13 protein-coding genes and 8 pseudogenes are annotated in these 18521 nt (G+C 68.0%); 12 read left to right on the forward strand and 9 right to left on the reverse strand.

The window, feature by feature from the left end:
- Nucleotides 1–9: 9 nt before the first annotated feature.
- Nucleotides 10–147, reverse strand: a pseudogene (locus AVL59_RS56895) (IS630 family transposase); the annotation flags it as partial.
- 373 nt (nucleotides 148–520) lie between these two features.
- Here AVL59_RS56895 and AVL59_RS53665 point away from each other — a divergent pair.
- Nucleotides 521–742, forward strand: a complete 222-nt coding sequence (locus AVL59_RS53665) for a hypothetical protein (protein ID WP_067307822.1) — start codon at nucleotides 521–523, stop codon at nucleotides 740–742.
- Nucleotides 743–959: 217 nt separating this feature from the next.
- Here the strand turns inward: AVL59_RS53665 and AVL59_RS23695 are convergent.
- Both AVL59_RS23695 and AVL59_RS53045 read right to left on the reverse strand, forming a co-directional pair.
- Nucleotides 960–1267: pseudogene (locus AVL59_RS23695) on the reverse strand (serine hydrolase); the annotation flags it as partial.
- Complete coding sequence (locus AVL59_RS53045; protein WP_162494764.1) at nucleotides 1264–1518, reverse strand: hypothetical protein; 255 nt, start codon at nucleotides 1516–1518, stop codon at nucleotides 1264–1266. The gene AVL59_RS53045 and the pseudogene AVL59_RS23695, both read right to left, overlap by 4 nt.
- Nucleotides 1519–1829: 311 nt before the next feature.
- On the opposite strand from AVL59_RS53045, the gene AVL59_RS23700 reads away from it, so the two are divergent.
- The gene (locus tag AVL59_RS23700; RefSeq protein WP_159400034.1) at nucleotides 1830–2735 is read left to right on the forward strand and encodes an ATP/GTP-binding protein; all 906 of its coding nucleotides are present in this window, start codon (nucleotides 1830–1832) and stop codon (nucleotides 2733–2735) included.
- Between the two features lie 166 nt (nucleotides 2736–2901).
- Here AVL59_RS23700 and AVL59_RS23705 read toward each other — a convergent pair.
- Nucleotides 2902–3493 (reverse strand): annotated as a pseudogene (locus AVL59_RS23705) (transposase); the annotation flags it as partial.
- A gap of 109 nt (nucleotides 3494–3602) precedes the next feature.
- Here AVL59_RS23705 and AVL59_RS56590 point away from each other — a divergent pair.
- The 4 genes and pseudogenes from AVL59_RS56590 to AVL59_RS49075 form a co-directional block, all read left to right on the forward strand.
- Nucleotides 3603–3788: pseudogene (locus tag AVL59_RS56590) on the forward strand (transposase domain-containing protein); the annotation flags it as partial.
- Between the two features lie 34 nt (nucleotides 3789–3822).
- Nucleotides 3823–4173 (forward strand): hypothetical protein, encoded by a 351-nt coding sequence (locus tag AVL59_RS56595; RefSeq protein ID WP_237281974.1) that lies wholly within the window; start codon nucleotides 3823–3825, stop codon nucleotides 4171–4173.
- A 234-nt stretch (nucleotides 4174–4407) separates the two neighbouring features.
- Nucleotides 4408–5331 carry a phosphotransferase family protein gene (locus AVL59_RS23710; protein ID WP_067307830.1) on the forward strand — a complete coding sequence of 308 codons (924 nt, stop codon included), beginning with the start codon at nucleotides 4408–4410 and terminating at the stop codon, nucleotides 5329–5331.
- A gap of 510 nt (nucleotides 5332–5841) precedes the next feature.
- Nucleotides 5842–6718 (forward strand): annotated as a pseudogene (locus AVL59_RS49075) (IS5 family transposase).
- An 18-nt stretch (nucleotides 6719–6736) separates the two neighbouring features.
- On the opposite strand, the gene AVL59_RS23725 reads toward AVL59_RS49075, so the two are convergent.
- A complete protein-coding gene (locus AVL59_RS23725; RefSeq protein ID WP_245384285.1) occupies nucleotides 6737–7855 on the reverse strand; it encodes an IS630 family transposase in 1119 nt (372 codons plus the stop codon).
- Between the two features lie 474 nt (nucleotides 7856–8329).
- Nucleotides 8330–9391, reverse strand: coding sequence for a LacI family DNA-binding transcriptional regulator (locus tag AVL59_RS23730; RefSeq protein WP_308281909.1), 1062 nt, complete (start codon nucleotides 9389–9391; stop codon nucleotides 8330–8332).
- A 317-nt stretch (nucleotides 9392–9708) separates the two neighbouring features.
- On the opposite strand from AVL59_RS23730, the gene AVL59_RS23735 reads away from it, so the two are divergent.
- From AVL59_RS23735 to AVL59_RS23750, 4 genes are read left to right on the forward strand one after another with little or no spacing between them, the layout of a single operon-like run.
- On the forward strand, nucleotides 9709–11007 hold the full coding sequence (locus AVL59_RS23735) for an ABC transporter substrate-binding protein (protein ID WP_067307838.1): 1299 nt from the start codon (nucleotides 9709–9711) through the stop codon (nucleotides 11005–11007).
- Nucleotides 11008–11018: 11 nt separating this feature from the next.
- Entirely contained in the window at nucleotides 11019–12086 is a 1068-nt protein-coding gene (locus AVL59_RS23740; protein WP_079146928.1) for a carbohydrate ABC transporter permease, read from the forward strand.
- Nucleotides 12083–12916 carry a carbohydrate ABC transporter permease gene (locus AVL59_RS23745; protein WP_067307841.1) on the forward strand — a complete coding sequence of 278 codons (834 nt, stop codon included), beginning with the start codon at nucleotides 12083–12085 and terminating at the stop codon, nucleotides 12914–12916. Before AVL59_RS23740 ends, AVL59_RS23745 begins: the two co-directional genes overlap by 4 nt.
- Nucleotides 12917–12957: 41 nt before the next feature.
- On the forward strand, nucleotides 12958–14631 hold the full coding sequence (locus tag AVL59_RS23750; protein WP_067307844.1) for a glycoside hydrolase family 13 protein: 1674 nt from the start codon (nucleotides 12958–12960) through the stop codon (nucleotides 14629–14631).
- An 84-nt stretch (nucleotides 14632–14715) separates the two neighbouring features.
- On the opposite strand, the gene AVL59_RS23755 is transcribed toward AVL59_RS23750, so the two are convergent.
- Together AVL59_RS23755 and AVL59_RS23760 are read right to left on the reverse strand one after the other, a co-directional pair.
- Entirely contained in the window at nucleotides 14716–15630 is a 915-nt protein-coding gene (locus tag AVL59_RS23755) for an ROK family protein (RefSeq protein WP_067317671.1), read from the reverse strand.
- A gap of 39 nt (nucleotides 15631–15669) precedes the next feature.
- Nucleotides 15670–16749 (reverse strand): annotated as a pseudogene (locus AVL59_RS23760) (ABC transporter ATP-binding protein); the annotation flags it as partial.
- A gap of 57 nt (nucleotides 16750–16806) precedes the next feature.
- Here AVL59_RS23760 and AVL59_RS23765 point away from each other — a divergent pair.
- A pseudogene (locus AVL59_RS23765) lies at nucleotides 16807–17237 on the forward strand (transposase); the annotation flags it as partial.
- Between the two features lie 158 nt (nucleotides 17238–17395).
- Here AVL59_RS23765 and AVL59_RS23770 read toward each other — a convergent pair.
- The gene (locus AVL59_RS23770; RefSeq protein WP_067307847.1) at nucleotides 17396–17950 is read right to left on the reverse strand and encodes a hypothetical protein; all 555 of its coding nucleotides are present in this window, start codon (nucleotides 17948–17950) and stop codon (nucleotides 17396–17398) included.
- Nucleotides 17951–18199: 249 nt separating this feature from the next.
- On the opposite strand from AVL59_RS23770, the pseudogene AVL59_RS23775 reads away from it, so the two are divergent.
- Nucleotides 18200–18499: pseudogene (locus AVL59_RS23775) on the forward strand (IS5/IS1182 family transposase); the annotation flags it as partial.
- Between the last annotated feature and the right edge of the window lie 22 nt (nucleotides 18500–18521).

The raw sequence follows: 18521 nt of genomic DNA on the forward strand, positions 1-18521 counted from the left end.
CGGCTGGGGTTACAGCGGTTGGCGGTCGAGCCCGGTCTCGGCGATGAGACCTTCGATGAGGCGGGGGCGGTACTGCATGCGTTTCAGCCACGTCTTCACCAACGCAGCGAGCTGGTCGAGGCTGTGTTTCGTGCGGTTGGCCAGCGATACAGATCAGCGCCGCCATCGACACCCCGGTGGTGGCGGTGACCCGCCGCCACCGGGGTGTGGCCCTTTAGCGGCCTCCGACCCTGGCCGGCTTCGTCCTCGAACACGCGCCCATCGTTCCTCGTGGACGACGGTGCGGTCGCCCTGGAGCGGCACACGATGCCGAACACAGCTGTGGGGATCGACCGCGAGGTGAAGACTGCCGCGGTCACCAGCGATGGTCACTTCCACCACCGCACGTTCATCACTCTTGGCGAGGCCGTCCGGTACCGACGGCTCCAGCGCAAGCCAACCCGCGCCAGGCGCGACAGCGCCAACCGGGCCAAGGCCGTTGCGGCCATGGGACTGATGATGATGTCCCGGTCAACGACCGGTGAGGGCACTGACCTCCTACGACCTGTTGGCGCCCCAGCTGTCCGGCAGCAAGGACAGCGCGGTCTTGATGGCCGTGTTCGTGGAAGCAGCCCGGGCCGCCGGCGTGGACGACCGAGCGATCTCCTACCGATCCAGCCTCGGAGTGCTGGAGTGGCCACCGGTCGTCTTCGGCGGCATCCGCTATCCCGGGCGGCCAAGGTCGGCTCGCTCCCCGGCCTAACCAGCGCTCTCCGCCTCATTGGCCCGCTTGAACATTCCCATGCCACGGAGTCTGCCAGAGGTCACTGATCAGTCGTCGATGGCCCCTCACAACTGCCTCTCGCCACCGACAGGGTGGAAAACCACGTGACCAAGCGGCTGGAATTACATGATCGTCCACACCGGGTGCTGCTTTGGCTCCGCCAGTGACCTGCCGGACACTCCATCGGTCGCGCGGTTCAGCGGCACAGGGCCGTGTCCTCGACACCGTCCATGCGCTCCTTGGTTGTCTGGCTCGGCTGCGTGGTCACGGCGACGTTGGTCGCGCGGCCGTCCTCGGTGGCGCCGCCTCGGGTCTCGTATCCCGTCATGCTGCCGCCGTGGCCCCAGTACACACCGCCGCACGACAGCGGCGTGCTCACGAGTCCCGGCCCGTAACGGGCGCCGGCAGGAAAGGGGTAACCGGCGGGGACGGTGGTGCGCATCTGGTCGAGCTGAGCCTTCGGGAGAAGGCGGCCGGCCAGCAGCCGGTGAAGAACTGGTTCAGCCCAGCGCAGTGCTCTTCTGTAGACCAGATGTGAACAGGTCGAGCGGCTCGGCACACAAGGTCATGACCTGGACCAGTCCTGGGTCGCCACCAATGTCGCAGCCACCAACCGCTCCAGGATCAAGCACCTGTCCGTCCTTGATGCTCCCGAGCGTCGCCCCAAGCAGCTTCGTCGCCGGTACGCCCGCCTCAAGCAGCAGGTCGTCCCGGCAGGGACCGCGCAGGAATCCCGCTTCCCGGAGTCCGTGCATCGCTACGACGGAGACATCTGCATCTGCGCCGGTGAGAGCCGCGGCGCCCTCAGGGCACTCGCGGACCTCATCAACTACCTGCCCAACACATCAGCATGACCTTCAGTACAAAAGCGATGGCCTGGGGAGACGGGATCATCTGCCCTTCGAGACAGAGCCGTTCTGTTCCTGACGGCACTTCAGCGGGCACCATGGACATGCGGGTTTGAGCTCATTGGCTTGCGGGGGAACCGGTGACGGACACAAGGACGCCGTGGAGCGGCAGGTTGGCCGCCGGTTGGGCACGAGCTGAGGGCACGATCACGCGACTCTTGTTGATAGCCGTCTTTGGCATCAGCCTCGTACAGCCCGTCGGTGATGCCCTGCAGGGCAAAGCCTGCCTGGTCGGGGCGCTGCTCGCCGTTGTGGGCTACGTGCTGTACGCCGAGGCGCAGCGGTTCAACGGGGCGAGCACAGCCCAGCGGGAGAACGAGGAGACCCTGGGACTCATGGTGCAGCGGCTGGACCGGCAGGTGCAGCACCTGAGCGAGATGATGCTGCACCCGCGGGCGGGACAGGTGGTCAAGCCGATCGCGCTGGAGCATGAAATCAAGGAGGCGCTCGAGGCTGGGGACGAAGTCCGGCTGGCGACGATGGGGTTCACCGGCGCGACGCTCGCCGTCCCGCTGATGAGGATCCTCCAGGAACTGAGCGAAAATCCGCGGCGCTCTGTGAGCTTGCGCGTGCTGGTACCGGACCTCTCCAAGAGGATCGAGGTGCCCGGTCAGGTGGACGCGAACGGCAAGGTCTCCGACGCTCCACGCTTCCGCGAATACCTGAGACGCCAGATCGGCGACTACGAGCGCAGTCTGGAGTCTCAGGTGCAGCGGATGACTGCCGGTCAGAGAGGAACTCTGATGGTGGAGTTCCGCGTGTTCCACATGTCGCCGTTCCTGAAGCTCTACTTCATCAACAACGAAGTGTTGTACGAGGGCATCTACGACAAGCTCCATCTGCGCCCCAACCCGTCACCCACAGCAACCCCTGCCGCCTCTGCCCCCGAGACCGCCGGCAGCCGCCTCTTGGACATCGTGGGTTGGGATTCCCTGCTTACTCGCTGGTCCAGGGACGACAGCGACCACGCCCGCAAGATCATCCGCCGCCGTAGCGAACTCTTCGAGACGCTTTGGAGCGCGGCTGCCCCACTGTCACCGGGCCACCGCCCCGACGGCGATTGAGCTTGAGGTCTAACCAGACCTGGCTGCGAAAACAAACACGGGGAAGCAAGGTCCGACGGCCTATGACCGTGAACCGTCGGCCAATGGCTGCTCCTGCTGCCCAGCCGCAGGGTGCTCGCACCCCTTACAGGGGGTCTGCCGCTGGCAGCACTCATGGCGGCACGTGAAGAGGGCGCCCAGGGCGTTTGCGGTGCGGCACCGCCATCCCGTAGTTGAGATAGGCACCGTCACCGAGCACCGTCACGCCCTGACAGTGCTCGCTGAGCCCGGATGCGCGCCAGGCGTGCGCGTCCGCGGTGGTTCCCGGCACCAGGCGGGCTGCCGCGATCACCAGCCTGGTGTCCGCATCCACGATGACCTGCACGTTCGCCGAGAATCGATAGTTACGGCCGGAGGCCGCGACACTTCGGTCGCGGACCGGATGAGGGTGCCGTCCACGATCCACATCCGTTCCGGGGCATCGGCCGGGCGGGAGACGGGCTCGAGTGCGAGCAGCGGTCCCAGCCGCTGGATGCCCCGACACACCGTTGAGCAGGAGACACCGAACAGCGGAACCAGCTGCCGCATGGTCAGGTTCGTGGGTAGTACACCGCGACCATCAGCACCCGCTCGGCCAGCGGCAACGACCACGGCCGGCCCCGCATCGTGCCGTTGCCGCCCCGCTCCCGCACCACCTTCAACAAGCGCGCGAACTGCGTAATCCGCAGCCCCGTGAACGTCTCCACCCAGACCCGCTCAGTACGTAACACCGCGCCCACGCGACGGAGATGCCCAGCTCACAGCCTTGTGCAACACCCTTTAGGAGCAATGCCGTTGCCTTAGGTTGCGCGCGTAGGCTGCTTGGTGGTGGTCCCGGGGGTGGTTCGGGTGTCTGGAAGCGTTTCTGAGTTATCGGGTGTTGGTCTGTTGACGTGGGTGTATCCACCGGGTTTGGTGGATCGGGTGGTAGCTGCCTGCGGGTGCGCGGAACAGCGCAAGCGGCTGCTGCCCGCCCGGTTGGTGGTGTACTTCGTGCTGGAGCTGGCGCTTCTACTGGATCAACGGATCAAAGGCGTACTGCATCACCATCATCGGCACCCTCACCACGATGATGATGGTCGCGGCCTTGATAGTGAGTCTGTCGTCCGCCACCACGGCTGCCAATCGCACCGCCGCACAGGGCGCGGCTGGTCACGGCCCCTCTGCCTATTTCGGTATCAGCGCCCGGCGTGTCTGCATACACCCGCTCGATGAGGCGAAGACGGCCGTGCAGCCAGGACCACTACCCGTCGACCACCCGGTCATCGTGTTCGACCTAACCGGCGACGAGACCTGGCTGTGGAATCCGCAACGGGAAAAGGGCACGGCCAACCTTGCGGACAAGGCGCTGCGCGTGCGCAGCGACCAGATCGCCACCCGTCCCGCAGCCCGCGGAGCCCACACCTGTCCCCCGCTCTAGGCCTCCGGCGCCCTCGCCCTCAGGGCCCGTCCGGATGGGACGGGGGTGCTGAGCGACGGTAACCGGTATGGATGAGCAGTGGGCCAGTGGGGTGGGCGTGGTAGCTGGTGGGGTGCTAAGGCGTGTTGGGTAAGTGGTCGGGCTGTGGCCGTTCGTCGGCGTGGCGGTGATCGTGAGCATGCATCGCGGGAAAGTCCGGTGCATCGATGAACTGCCGGCTCCTAGAATGCGTGGGTGAACCTTTCGCATCTCGGCGCGCCGATCGGGCCGATGATCCGCGTCCACGGCGGGTTCGCCAACCGGATGTACCGGCTCGACACCGACCAGGGGTCGTTCGCGGTGAAGGAGTTGAACCTCGTCGACCGCCGCTGGACCTATCGCGTCGAGGACGTGTTCAGGTTTGAGCGGGCGGCCTTCGCTGCCGGCATTCCGATGCCGGAGCCGATCTCGGCCAGCCACTACACGCTCGTTCACCGATGGGTCGAGGGCGAGAAGGTGCCCGAAGCGCCGGTGTCGGCGGCGTACGCGTTTGAGATCGGTGAGATCCTCGCGCGCATCCACGCGCTCGACGTCGCGTGGACCCATGTGTCGATCGAGGACCCGACGTCACGGGACTGGCCCGAGCTCGCCGCGCGTGCGGCGGCGACCGGACAGCCGTGGGCCGACGAGCTCGCCTCTCACGTCGAGACATTCCTCTCGCTTGCCCACTTCGTCGACACCTGCGAACGGCCAGGCCCCGTCGTGCTGACCCACAGGGACATCCATCCGTGGAACCTGCTCGCTCGAGAGGGTCGGCCGGTGGTGCTCGACTGGGAGCTCTCGGGGATGCTCGACCTGTCCAGTGAGCTCGGCTCGACCGCGCTCAGCCTCGCGAAGGGACCTGGCTTCGACGACATCAAGCCCGCCATCTTCCGCTCGGTTCTCGACGGCTATGTCGCGGGGGGCGGAGCGCTGCCGCGGTCAGGTGCAAGCTGGTTTGTGTTCATGATCGGCGGCTGGCTGGGGCACACGAGGTGGAACATCCTCCGGTGCCTCGCCGGTGTCGAGGCGAGCACAGGCCCTGACCTCGCGCTGTCGCACGAGTCCGTGCGCAACGGAGTGCGCGGCCTCCCCGACCTGTTCGGCCGACTTCCGGAGCTCGAGGCGCTGCTCGTGTGACAGTGACCTGCGTCGGTGCTTGGTACGCGGCGTAAGGCGCGCTCCCGATTCCGCTCGAGCCATAGTCGATGACCTGCACCGACGCGGACGCGCGGACACCCGTCTCGGACCGGCCAGGACACCGGAGGCACGAACGTAATCGCGGGCGTCGCCTGGCGTGAGGCGCTCGCAGCAGACGTCGACACGCGGCAAGCCTGCGCTCGATTGTGCGCCTGGATGCGGTTCCGCTTGTGGTGCACCGCCAGCCGGTCGGCGCACGAGATCTCCGATGGTGAGGCAGAGAGTCGCTGCGAGGGGAACGAGGAAAGGTAGCAAGGCGCATCGAGGCCGTTGCGCAATCGACAGCGGAGGACGCAGGCGGTACGTACAGTGCGAGCGTGGCATACGACTGGAGGGGCGCTCGAGCGGCGGGATCGTGAGCGCGCCGCTCGTGTGACCGTCGGGGTGGGTCTCGGATGGGCCGTGCGGGCGTGTTTGAGGTGTTGATCAAGATCGTGAAACGATCTTCGAATGTCTCGTGGCGATCTGACGGATGCACAGTGGGAGCGGCTGGAGCGGTTGTTGCCGCCGATACCGAAGATGGGCCGGCCGCCGAGGGATCGACGACAGGTCTTCGAGGGATCTGGTGGCGAGCCCGGACTGGCTCGCCCTGGCGGGACGTGCCCGAGCGATACGGTCCCTGGGAGATGGCGTATGCGGTGTTCCGGCGCTGGCAGATCGACGGGACCTGGCCCAGCATCCTGAAGAAGCTGCAGGTCACGGCCGATGCCGACGGCACCACCGAGTGGGGGGTCTCGATTGACTCCACCCTCTGCCGAGCTCACCAGCACGCCGCCGGGGCCCGCAAAAAGGGGCTCACGATCCGATCCGGACGCGTCCGGACGGCTTGGCGGCCGAGCCGGACGACCACGGCCTCGGACGCTCGCGCGGCGGGCTGACCACCAAGATTCACCTCGCCGTAGACGCCTCTTACCACGTTCTCGCCGCCGTCATCACCACCGGCCAGCGGGGTGACGCACCGGTCTTCGAGCCGGTCATGAACAAGATCCGCGTACCCCGGGTCGGCGGTGGACCTCCGCGCACCCGTCTGGAGCATGTGCTCGCGGACCGGGCGTACTCGTCGCGCCAGATCCGCTCCTACCTGCGCAAACGCGGGATCGCGCACACCATCCCGGAGAAGCGCGATCAGGCCGGCCACCGGATCCGCCGAGGCTCGGCCGGTGGCTGCCCGCCCGGCTTCGACCGCGAGATGTACAAGCGCAGACACAAAGTCGAATGCCGGATCGGCCTGTTGAAGCAGGCCAGAAGCATCGCGACCAGGTACGACAAGCTCGCCGTCCGCTACGAGTCGACCGTCCAACTCACCCTCATACTGCAAGCCCTGTGACCACATCTCAAACACGTCCTAGTGTCCTGAGTCAGTGATCCGTCGGCAGTATGCGGCGAGGGATTCAAGGACCTGGTCGGCGGTCTTCGTCCACACGTAGGGGCGGGGGTCGTCGTTCCAGGTGGCGATCCAGGTGCGTATGTCGCGCTCGACGGACTGGACGGAGCGGTGGACGCCGCGGCGGAGTTTCTTGTTGGTCAGCTCGGCGAACCACCGCTCGACCAGGTTGAGCCAGGACGATCCGGTTGGGGTGAAGTGCAGGTGGAAGCGGGGGTGTGCCAGCAGCCAACGCCTGATCGTCTCGGTCTTGTGGGTCGCGTAGTTGTCGCAGATGAGGTGGACGTCCAGGCCGATGGGGAGCTCGCGGTCGAGCTTGGACAGGAATTTCCTGAACTCCGCAGCGCGATGCCGGCGGTGGAGCGAACCGATCACTTTGCCCGTTGCCGCGTCGAGTGCGGCGAAGAGGGTGGTGGTGCCGGCCCGCAGGTAGCCGTGGCTGACCCGCTCGGGCACCCCAGGCATCATCGGCAGGACGGGCTGGGACCGGTCCAGGGCCTGGATCTGCGACTTCTCGTCCACGCACAGAACCAGGGCCCGCTCCGGCGGATCGAGGTAGAGCCCGACCACGTCATGGACCTTGTCGATGAAGAACGGGTCGGTGGACCGCTTGAACGCCTCCGCCCGGTGGGGCTGAAGGCCGAAGGCCCGCCAGATCCGCGAGACCGTCGACTGTGACAGACCCGGCTTCGCCGCCATCGACCGCGTGTACCAGTGCGTGGCGTTCTTCGGCTTCGACTCCAGCGTGGCTTTGAGGACTGCGTCGACCTGTTCGTCGCTGACCGTGCGGGCCCGCCCGGGCCTGGGCGCGTCGCCCAGACCGTCGAGCCGGTGCCGCAGAAACCGGGACCGCCACTTGGAGACCGTCTCCGTCGTGATCCCCAGTTCCCGCGCGACCGCGCTGGCAGAACGCGGCAGCCCATCAAGACCGATCTCCGCGCAGGCCAGCACGATCCGCGATCTCGGAGCCTGGCCCTGTGGCGTCGACGTCGCCCGCACCCACCCCTGCAGCACGTGCCGCTCGTGATCCGACAACGCCAGCACGGCCAGCTTCGGCCCCGGACGCCCATGCCAAATCAACGACGGATCACTGACTCGGGACACTAAAGCCTGTCCGACGGATCGGGTAACGGGCTCTTCAGGCAATCGTTCGGTTCGCTGTGGGGCGGGGCGATCTATCTGACGATGAGTGGGCTCGACTGGATCCGCACCAGCCGAAAAGCCCGGGGCGAAAAACGGAAGCCCCTTTTCCCGTTGACCCTGCAGCCTGCACTGACGCACCCGGAACCCCACGCGCCGCAAGGGAGCAGAGCATGAGCCGAGCCACCGACACACATCGCGCCGTCGATTACTGGACGGACAAGGGCACTCACGTGATCTTTCCCGTCGCAAGGAACGACGAAGTCGATCGCATGAGCGACCAGCAGCTGATCTCGAAGTACGTGACCCCGAGGACGGCGCGTTCGTGCGCATCGCTCCCTAGGTCACCCCCGCTCCGGCCCCTGCCGGAGCTGCGGGCAGCTGATCCCAGTGCCCCCCGTCTGCGGTGGACTCTCAGGCGCGCTCGTCCTCGGAGTCGCCCTCGCGCCGGGGAACGGGCGGCGGGGCCGTTGTGCCCCGTGGGATCAAGTGCGTGGGCAGGACGATGTGGCGCGTGTGGCCCGTGTCGGAGTCCTGGATGAGCTGCAGCGCCAGTTCGCCTGCCAGGCGGCCCATGTCCGAGGGCGACTGGGCGACCGTGGACAGATCCGTCCACTCGGCCACCTGATGATCGTCGAAACCGATGACGGAGATCCGCTCGGGCACCTGGATCCGCGCCTTGCGCAGGGAGTGGATGATCGCGATGGCCAGCTCGTCCATCTCGGCGAAGATCGCGGTGGGCGGCTCCCGCAGGCTCAGCAGTTTCCCGACCCCTTGCGTGATGCCCCGCCTGTCCTCCAACGACATGGTGACCACCAGGTCGTCGTCGATCGGGATGCCCGCCTCGGTGAGCGCCTGCCGGTAGCCGAGCAGACGCTCGCGCGAGCTGAAGCAGAAGCCGCTGGCGCCCACGGTCGGCGCGAAGGCGATCCGGCGGTGCCCGAGGTTGAGCAGGTGCCGGGTGGCCTTGCAGGCTCCGTCCACGTCGTCGACGTACACGCTCGGACGGCCCTCCGCGTGCTGGCTGACATAGATGACCGGCATCCCGAGGTCGTCCAGCCGTACGGTCTCCTCGTCGGTGAGGTCGAATCCGAACACCGCCAGTGCGTCGGCGTTCCGCCGGGCCGGGAGGTGCTCGAAGAACGCGGTGCGCTCGCTCATGTCGGATATCACGTAGACGGTCAGCTCCATGCCGGCTGCGCGCAGCAGCGGGCCCAGGCTGGACAGTGCCGATCCCATGAACCACGAGTTGAGCGTGGGCACGAGCACCGCCACGACCCCGGTCTTGCCCGTGACCAGGCTCGCGGCCTGCCGCGAGACCGCGAAGTTCAGCTCGCGGGCGGCTTTCTCGACCCGGGCGCGGACCTCCGGTGAGACGGTCGGCAGGCCGCGCAGGGTGCGCGAGACGGTGGACGGGGACACCCCTGCCCGTTCGGCGACGTCGGCCATCGTGGGAAGCCGTTGAGCGGATGACATGAGCGGAAGTTAGCACAGGTCCGCTCTTCTGCATGCCTTCGCGTGACAGCGCTGTCACGATCTTACGGTCGGGCGTTATTGCACCATTTGCCCGCAAATAAAATGCGCATCACATCTAAACTCGGCGGTGCTACCGGCAAGTTACGCATTGACTTCCCCTAGGTGCACTCCTAGCGTGCAAGCGTTGTCTCGACGGAGTCGCACCCCTCTCCCGGGTAGTTGCCTACCGGCTCCATGACCTGCACATTTCATGCGCGAAAACGCCGTGACAGCACTGTCAGCCACGCTTCGGTTCCGCACGACCCAGGAGAAGGACAGTGAAGATCAGGACCACCAGAGCCCTCCAGTGTTCGACAGCACTCGCGGCCGCCGGACTCCTCGTCACCGCCTGCGGGTCGTCCGGGGACGGCGGAGCCGGGGCGTCGGCCGGAAGCACGTCGTTCCAGGGCCGTGGCCCCATCACGTACGTGGCGGGCAAGGACACGTCCGGCGTCGTCCCGAAGGTCATCGACCGGTGGAACAGGCTGCATCCGAAGGAGAAGGTCACCTTCATCCAGCTGCCGACGGATGCGGACTCGCAGCGCCAGCAGATGATCCAGAACGCGGAGACGAAGTCCGACGCCTACACGGTGCTCTCCCTCGACGTCGTGTGGACGTCGGAGTTCGCCGCCCACCAGTGGATCGACCGCCTGCCCGAGAAGCAGTTCCCGCTGCGGACCATGCTGAAGCCGGTGGTGGAGACGGCGAAGTACCGCGGCAACCTGTACGCGGCTCCGGCCAGTTCGGACGGCGGACTGCTGTACTACCGCACCGACCTGTTGAAGAAGGCCGGCGTGACCAGGCCCCCGGCCACCTGGTCGGAGATGACCGCCGACTGCGCCAAGGTGAAGAAGCTGCCCGAGGCCAAGGGCATGTCCTGCTACGCCGGACAGTTCCAGAAGTACGAAGGCCTGACGGTGAACTTCGCCGAGGCCGTGAACTCGGCGGGCGGTGTCGTCACCGACGCGAACGGCAGGCCGCACGTCGACACCCCCGAGGCGAAGAAGGGCCTGGACTTCCTCGCCGGCTCCGTCAAGGACGGGACGATCCCCAAGGAAGCCGTCACCTACCAGGAGGAGGACGGCCGTCAGGCGTTCCAGTCCGGGAAGCTGATCTTCCTCCGCAACTGGCCGTACGTGTACGCCCTGGCCGAGAAATCCAAGGCGGCGGGCAAGTTCGCGGTCGCCCCTCTCCCCGGCCTGAACGGACCCGGCTCCTCCAGCCTGGGCGGCCACAACCTGGCCCTGTCGTCCTTCGCCAAGAACAAGGCCACGGCACTGGACTTCATGAAGTTCTTCAGCAGCGAGGACAGCGCGGGCACGTTCCTCAGGGACGCCTCCCTCGCTCCGCCGTACACGGACCTGTACGACAACGCCTCGCTGGTCAAGCAGTATCCGTATCTGCCCGTCCTCAAGCAGTCCATCCTGCGGGCCGTGCCGCGCCCGCGGGTGGTGCAGTACGGCGACGTGACATCGGCGATCCAGCAGGAGACCTACGCCGCGCTGACCGGCAGCAAGAGCAGCACGCAGGCGCTCAAGGACCTGCAGAACGACCTGCAGCACGCAACGGCGCAGTGAGGAGCCGGGCCATGGCCGACATCAAGATCCCGCCCGGAACCGCAGCGGACGCACCCGGGCCGACCGCCCTTCGACCAGGGCGGCATTCCCCGCCGGTGGGCCTCCGGCGACAGCGGGCCAGGGCGACCGCGGGCTCGGGGCGGATGGCGGCACTGCTCGTGTCGCCGACGCTCCTGGTCCTCTCGATCGTCGTGCTCTATCCGACGGTCATGGCGTTGAAGGAGTCGCTGTACGGGACCAAGGGACTCGATCCGAAGACCGGCTTCATCCGCACCACCGAGCCCTTCGTGGGGCTGAGGAACTACGGCGACATCTTCGGCACGGGCGGGGACCGGTTCTGGAACGCCTTCTGGAACACCACCTTCTTCACCGTCGTCACGGTGGGCCTGGAGACGCTGATCGGCGTGGCGATGGCCCTGATCATGCACAAGGCGTTCCGGGGCCGGGCCCTGGTGCGGGCCGGCATCCTCGTACCCTGGGCCGTCCCCACGGCCATCTCCGCCCTGCTGTGGCGATGGATCTTCAACAGCAACGGCATCGCCAACGCCCTCGTCGGACACCAGATCCTGTGGACCACCGAGGGCTTCCACGCCAAGGTCGCCGTGATCATCGCCGAGGTGTGGAAGACCGCCCCCTTCATCGGACTGCTGGTCCTGGCCGGACTGCAGGTGATCCCGAAGGAGGTCTACGAGGCGGCGCGGATCGACGGGGCGAGTGCCCTGGGGCAGTTCTGGCACATCACCCTGCCCCTGGTGAAACCCGCACTGCTGGTGGCGGTCCTGTTCCGGTGCCTGGACGCGCTGCGGATGTTCGACCTGCCGTACATCCTCGTCGGCGCACAGAAGAACTCGGTGGAAACCCTGTCCATGCTCGCGCAGAACGAGGCCTCCAACGTCCGCTTCGGACCGGCCTCCGCCTACGCGGTGCTCCTCTTCCTCTACGTCCTCCTCATCGCGCTCGCCTTCGTCCGCGTGCTCGGCACGGACCTCGCCGGCGACGGCGGTGCCGCAGGCAAAGGCGCCGGCAGGAACAGACGAGTACGTGTCCCGGCGCTGCGCCGTGCGGAGGTGACGGCATGACCCTCACGGCGAAATGGCGGGGGCGGCTGCTGTACGCCGGCGTCGCCGCGGTGGTGGCCTACTGCCTGGCCCCGTTCTACTGGATGGTGGTCTCCAGCCTGCGGCGCACCTCGGACATCTTCGACACCTCGCTGCTTCCCTCCCCGGTGTCGTTCGAGAACTACCGGGCGGTGTTCAGCCCGTCCCAGGGGTTCACACATGCGCTCCTCAACAGTCTGATCGTCGCCGGCATCACCACCGCACTGGCGCTGCTGCTGGCCACCTTCACCGCCTACGCGATGGCCCGGCTGGAGTTCCGGTTCAAGCGGCTGATCCTCACGTTGATCATCGCCACCTCGATGTTCCCGGTGGTGTCGATCGTGGTCCCACTGCTGAAGCTGTTCACGGACATCGGCTGGATCAACACCTACCAGGCCATGATCGTGCCGAGCATGTCGTTCGCACTGCCGCTGGCGGTGTGGAACCTGACCACCTTCTTCCGGCAGATGCCCGACGAGCTGGAGCACGCCGCCATGATCGACGGCTGCACCCGCGGCCAGGCCTTCCGTAAGATCATCGTTCCGCTGGCCGCCCCGGGCATCTTCACCACGGCGATCATCACCTTCATCGCCGCCTGGAACGAGTTCCTCATCGCCCTGTCGATGACCAACAAGCCGGCCATGCAGACAGCCCCCGTCTCCATCTCCAAGTTCTCCGGCGCGACCCAGTTCGAGACCCCGTTCGGCAGCCAGATGGCGGCAGGAGTCCTGGTCACCGTCCCCCTGGTGGTCATGGTGCTGCTCTTCCAGCGCCGGATCGTCGCCGGACTCACCGCAGGCGCAGCCAAGTAGACAATCCGCCGTCCCAACACCCGAAGGGCCCACTCCACGCCATGCCCCGCACCGCACCGTGGTGGCGCAGCGCCGTCATCTACCAGGTCTACATCCGTAGTTTCGCCGACGCGAACGGCGACGGCGTCGGCGACATCGCCGGCCTCCGTTCCCGGCTGCCCTACCTCCGGTCGCTCGGCGTCGACGCCATATGGATCAATCCGTGGTACAGGTCGCCGATGGCGGACCACGGGTACGACGTGGCGGACTACCGCGCCATCGACCCGCTCTTCGGCACCCTGGCCGAGGCCGAGCAACTCATCGAGGAGGCGCACCGGCACGGGATCCGCGTCATCCCCGACATCGTGCCCAACCACACCTCCGACCAGCACCCCTGGTTCCGGGCCGCCCTCGCGGCCGGACCCGGCAGCCCGGAACGCGACCGGTACGTCTTCCGGCCCGGCCGCGGACCCAGCGGCGCCGAACCGCCCAACGACTGGGTCTCCTGCTTCGGCGGACCGGCCTGGACCCGGCTGCCGGACGGCCAGTGGTATCTGCACCTGTTCGCCCCCCAGCAGCCCGACCTCAACTGGCAACACGCCGATGTGCGCCAGGAGTTCGAGTCGATCCTGCGTTTCTGGTTCGCCCGGGGCGTGGACGGGTTCCGCATCGACGTCGCCCACGGACTCGTCAAGCACCCCGAACTGCCCGACCTGCCGCCGCGCCGGGAACCGGCGGTGCTCGGTCCCCTCGCCCCGCGCGAGCCCGTCGACGAACAGCCCCGGCAGCACGTCGACCACCCCCACTGGGACCGTGACGAGGTCCACGACATCTACCGCGCCTGGCGGAAGGTGGCCGACGAGTTCCCCGGCGACCGGTCGTTCGTCGCCGAGGCCTGGGCCGACACGCCCGAACGCCTCGCGGCCTACGTTCGCGGGGACGGCCTGCACACGGCCTTCAACTTCGACTTCCTGATGTCCGGTTGGGACGCGAAGGACCTGCGCGCGGTCATCGACGACTCCCTGGCCATGCTCGGCGCCGTGGGCGCACCGGCCACCTGGGTGCTGTCCAACCACGACGTCATGCGACACCCCAGCCGCTACGGCCGCGAGAGGGTCAAGCGGTGGACCGCCAACGAACCGTACCGTCCAGACGGCGCCGCGGACCTGGAACTGGGCACTCGGCGCGCCCGCGCGGCCGCCCTGCTCATGCTCGCCCTGCCCGGCGGCGCCTACATCTACCAGGGCGAGGAGCTGGGCCTGCCCGAGGTCGAGGACCTGCCCGAGGACATGCTCCAGGACCCCGTCTGGGAGCGGTCCGGACACACCGACCGGGGCCGCGACGGCTGCCGCGTGCCCATCCCGTGGTCCGGGAAGGCCGCGCCGTACGGATTCAGCCCCGCGGCCGCCTCGGCAGCGCCCTGGCTGCCGCAGCCCGCCGATTGGGGCGGGCTGAGCGTGGAGGCCCAGACCGGGGACGGGACCTCGATGCTGGAGCTGTACCGCAGCGCCCTGCGGCTGCGCCGCGAGCACCCCGCGCTCGGCGACGGCTCCCTCACCTGGCTGGAAACCCCCGAGGCAGTCCTCGCCTTCGGCCGTGACCCCGGCTTCGTCTGCGTGGTCAACTTCTCGGCCGGGATGTACCGCCTGCCCGCCCACACCTCGGTCCTGCTGGCGAGCGGACCGGTCGAGAACGGCCTGCTCGCACCCGACCACGCGGCCTGGCTCGCGGTGTAGACGGCCCGGTGCGATCGTCCGCACCGGCGCACCTCCGGTGTCGGGAAGCCGGAGGTGCGCAGTCACCCGACCGTTGACGGGACGTCACACGCAGGTGCCCGGGGCGAGTTCCGTCCGGGCCCGGGACGCCGCGCCGACCGCCACGGCGTCGCCGCCCAGGTGGGCCGGCGCCACCCGGATCCGCCGTCCGCTGACCGGGGGTTCGGCGGTCAGCGTCCGCCGGACCGACGGCTCCGGGAGCCCCCAGGTCCGGCTGACGCCACCGCCGATCACGAAGGTGGAGACATCCAGCAGGCCCGCGGTGACGAGGAGCGCGCGGGCCACGGAAGCACCGGCGGTCTCGAACACGGCGCACGCGTCCGGGCCGCCGAGGGCCGCCGCCTCGGCGACCCTGCGGGCGGTGGTGTTCCGCCCGGTCCGCTCGGCGTAGCGGGCGGCGATCGACCGGCCGGACGCCAGCGTCTCCAGATGGCCGCGGCCCCCGCAGGTGCACGGCAGAGCGCCGAAGCCCGGCACATGGCCGATCTCGCCGGCCGCGCCGTGCGGGCCGCCGTACAGCCTGCCCTCCAGCCACAGCACACCGCCGACTCCGGTGCCGAGGGTCATTCCGAGGACGTGCCGCTCGCCCACGACCGCACCTTGCGCGACCTCGCCGCGCAGGAATGCGTTGACGTCGTTGTCCAGGTACGCCGGTACGCCCAGCCCCTCCTCGACCGCTGCCGTCACCGGGAAACCCGCCCAGCCACGGAAGGAGCCGCTGGCCACGAGGATCCGCCCCGCCCCCGGGTCCACCACACCGGCGGCACCGACCCCTACGCCGAGCAGCCGCCCGGGCGTGCGGTCGAGGAGCAGACGCAGAGCGTCGAGCGCGGTCGAGACCATCGCCGTGCCGCCGTCGTGCGCCGGGGTGGGCACGGTGAGCCGGTCGATCACACGGAGGTCCGCCGCGCACAGCACCACCTCGGTGACCGTCCCTCCGATGTCGACACCGGCGAGCATCCCGGCAGGAGCCGTTACGGGGGGATCCAGCCCGAGAGGGGCCCGTCGCCGGCGTTGCAGGACGGGGTCCGGGACGGGAACGGCCGCGATCAGCCGACGCGTGTACTCCGTCTTCGGACGCAGCAGCGTGGTCATGGTCGGCCCCTCCTCCTCGACGGCCCCGGCCCGCATGACGACGACCCGCTGCGCGAACTCCTGCACCACGGCCAGATCGTGGGAGACGAACAGGCACGCGAAGCCCAGTTCTTCCTGCAGCTCGGCGATCACTTCGAGCACCGTCCGCTGCACACTCACGTCCAGCGCGCTGGTCGGCTCGTCCACCACCAGCAGCCGCCGCTCGAGCACCAGGGCGCGGGCGAGACTCACCCGCTGGCGCTGACCGCCCGACAGCTCGCGCGGCCCGCGCGTCGCCAGCCCGGCGGACAACCGGACGAGTTCGAGCACCTCGACGACCCGGGCGCGCCGCTGCGTGGCGGACAGGCCCCGCCGGTGCACGCGCAGCGGCTCGGCCACACACTCCGCGACGCTCATCCGTGCGTCCAGCGAGGCCACCGGGTCCTGCAGCACCACGCCCACACCGGACAGCAGCGAACGGCGGGGCCGCCCGCGGGTGCAGGCGAGGTCGCTGCCGAAGAGCGTCACCGAGCCGGCGTACGCGCGGACGAGGCCCAGGGCGACCCGGGCGGCGGTCGACTTGCCAGAGCCGGACTCGCCGACGAGGCCGACCGTCTCGCCGGCGTGGACGGTGAGGGACACGTCCCTGAGCGCCCTGAAACTGCGGCGCCCGCGGCCGAAGCGCACGGAGACGTCCCGGAGTTCCACGACCGGCCCCGATCCATCCGGCTCCGGCACGCACCCGGCGGGCCGGGGCTTCGCGGTACACCCGGCAGGGTCGGGTTTCCCGATGCACCCGGCATCCTCGCGCTTCTCGTCGTACCCGGCCTGCTCCGGCCCCTCGGCACGCCCGCCGTGCGAGGACTCCTCCCCGCTCCCAGCAGGCTCCGGCCTCTCGGCGGTCCCGGCTGACCGGGGGTGCTCAGCGTACCCGGTGCACACCGGCTCGCCCACGGTCAGCCGAGGCACGGCGGCCAGCAGACGCCTGGTGTACTCCTTCGCAGGGACGGGGCCCCTCAGAACCGGACGTGCGAGTTGTCCCCGCATCCGGATCAAGCAGATCACTTCACCGCATGGCAGAAGGAAGGAATCTTCGACCAGCTCAACGGCCTGCTGCGGCAACTGGTGCGTGAGGCCAGGGCCGTGATGCCGAGCCGAGCGCCTGCGTGCTGGACGCGCAGAGCATCAAGACCTCCGCCAATGTGCCCGCAGCCGACCAGGGCATCGATGCCGGCAAGAAAATCGCAGGTCACAAGCGCCACCTCGGCGTCGACACCCTCGGCCTCCTCCTGGCCGTCTGGGTGACCGCCGCCAGCGTCTCCGACAACGCAGGTGGCATCCAGCTGCTCTCACGCATCGCCACCACAAGCCCTCGCGTGACCAAGGCGTGGGCCGACACCGGCTACCGCACCAAGGGCATCGACCATGGCACCCGCCTCGGCATCGACGTCGAAGTCGTCCAACGCGACCCCGGTGTCAAAGGGTTCAAAGTGAGCGCGGGGACCGACGGTGGCAGGGCAAAGCGCACCAAGGGCAGGGGTCCGTAAGCCGATGGCGGCCGGTCAGCTGACCTGAACCTGTTCCTTCCGGCTGCTGCCCTGACAGGGGGAAGGGCGGCGGCCGATTCGAATATCCCCAGTCCTGGTTGATATCAGGGCGTGGGTATGTCCACGCCGAGCGCGCTGAGCACGTCGTCGAGGAGGTCGTCAGAGGCGAACTCCGAGACCCAGACGGCGAACCGCTGGGTGTACGAGGCCAAGTTCTCCCCGTCGACGTCGTCCGAGTTGCCGAGCGGTGCGAGCCCGAAGTTCTGCTGCAGCCATACGAGATACCTCTGGCGTGAGGAGGCGAGGCGAGCGCGGTCCTCGGGGTCGTCCGGCTCAAGGGCGAGTGACTGGAAGAGTTCGCGCAGGTTGCTGGCTTCGACCCAGAGATCGCCCTCGTCACCGAAGAAGATGACGGGAAGGGTGGCGAGGTCAGTGCGGTCGTCACAGCGCCACAAGGCGTAGTACGAGCCAGAGTGCGTTGCGTAGGCGAAGGGGATCAACCGGTCCAGGTATGCGTCGGGTGCATCGCCGCAGAACCAGTCCAGGCCCTTGTTGTACTTCATCAGCTCAAATCCGGGCGCGAAGAACTGCCCTCCGAGGCTGTCCTGGAACTCCTTTAGCTGGTTCAGTTCAGGGATGGGAGAGTAGGCGTCACTCAAGAGATCTCCTTCGACAGGGCGATGGCCGGTAGTGCGGACACTATCCGCAGGGTCTGACACCGCACCGCGCGTTGAGGGGATCGACGGCACGATCTTCAGAACACCGTTCTCCGTGACGGCACTTTCTACGAACCCCGCCCCCACGCCTTGACGAAACCCATAGGGGCAAGCACCTGCCGGCAGTCGACAAGGCGTGCAGCGCAGTGGTGAGGCCTGGACCGGTAGATCACCTTCGCGTCGTCCCATTAGGCCTACTCCTCCCGCGGCAACCAGGCCCACCTGAGGAAACGTGGGATCAAGGCAGTGATCCCGGAGAAGAGAGACCAGGCCGCCAACCGGAAGAAGAAGGGCTCCGCGGGCGGTCGGCCTGTCAGCCACGACGCCTACCTCTACAAGGAGAGAAACACCGTCGAGAGCCTGATCAACAAGCTCAAGGCTTGGCGAGACATCGCCACCCGATACGACAAGACCTCGGACAGCTACCTCGCTGGCCTCCACCTGCGCGCCTCGATGATCTGGGTCAAGGACCTCACCCAAACCACCAACTGATCACAACTCGATACGCGCCCTG

Origin of the sequence: Streptomyces griseochromogenes (assembly GCF_001542625.1) — a bacterium.
GTDB classification, from domain to species: domain Bacteria; phylum Actinomycetota; class Actinomycetes; order Streptomycetales; family Streptomycetaceae; genus Streptomyces; species Streptomyces griseochromogenes.

Excerpts from the sequence above, each read along its gene's own strand:
- AVL59_RS56595 (WP_237281974.1), top strand. The coding sequence starts at position 3,823 with ATGATGATGGTCGCGGCCTTGATAGTGAGTCTGTCGTCCGCCACCACG.
- AVL59_RS23750 (WP_067307844.1), top strand. The coding sequence starts at position 12,958 with ATGCCCCGCACCGCACCGTGGTGGCGCAGCGCCGTCATCTACCAGGTC.
- AVL59_RS53045 (WP_162494764.1), bottom strand. The coding sequence starts at position 1,518 with ATGCACGGACTCCGGGAAGCGGGATTCCTGCGCGGTCCCTGCCGGGAC.
- AVL59_RS23745 (WP_067307841.1), top strand. The coding sequence starts at position 12,083 with ATGACCCTCACGGCGAAATGGCGGGGGCGGCTGCTGTACGCCGGCGTC.
- AVL59_RS23730 (WP_308281909.1), bottom strand. The coding sequence starts at position 9,391 with ATGTCATCCGCTCAACGGCTTCCCACGATGGCCGACGTCGCCGAACGG.
- AVL59_RS23755 (WP_067317671.1), bottom strand. The coding sequence starts at position 15,630 with ATGCTCGCCGGTGTCGACATCGGAGGGACGGTCACCGAGGTGGTGCTG.
- AVL59_RS23740 (WP_079146928.1), top strand. The coding sequence starts at position 11,019 with ATGGCCGACATCAAGATCCCGCCCGGAACCGCAGCGGACGCACCCGGG.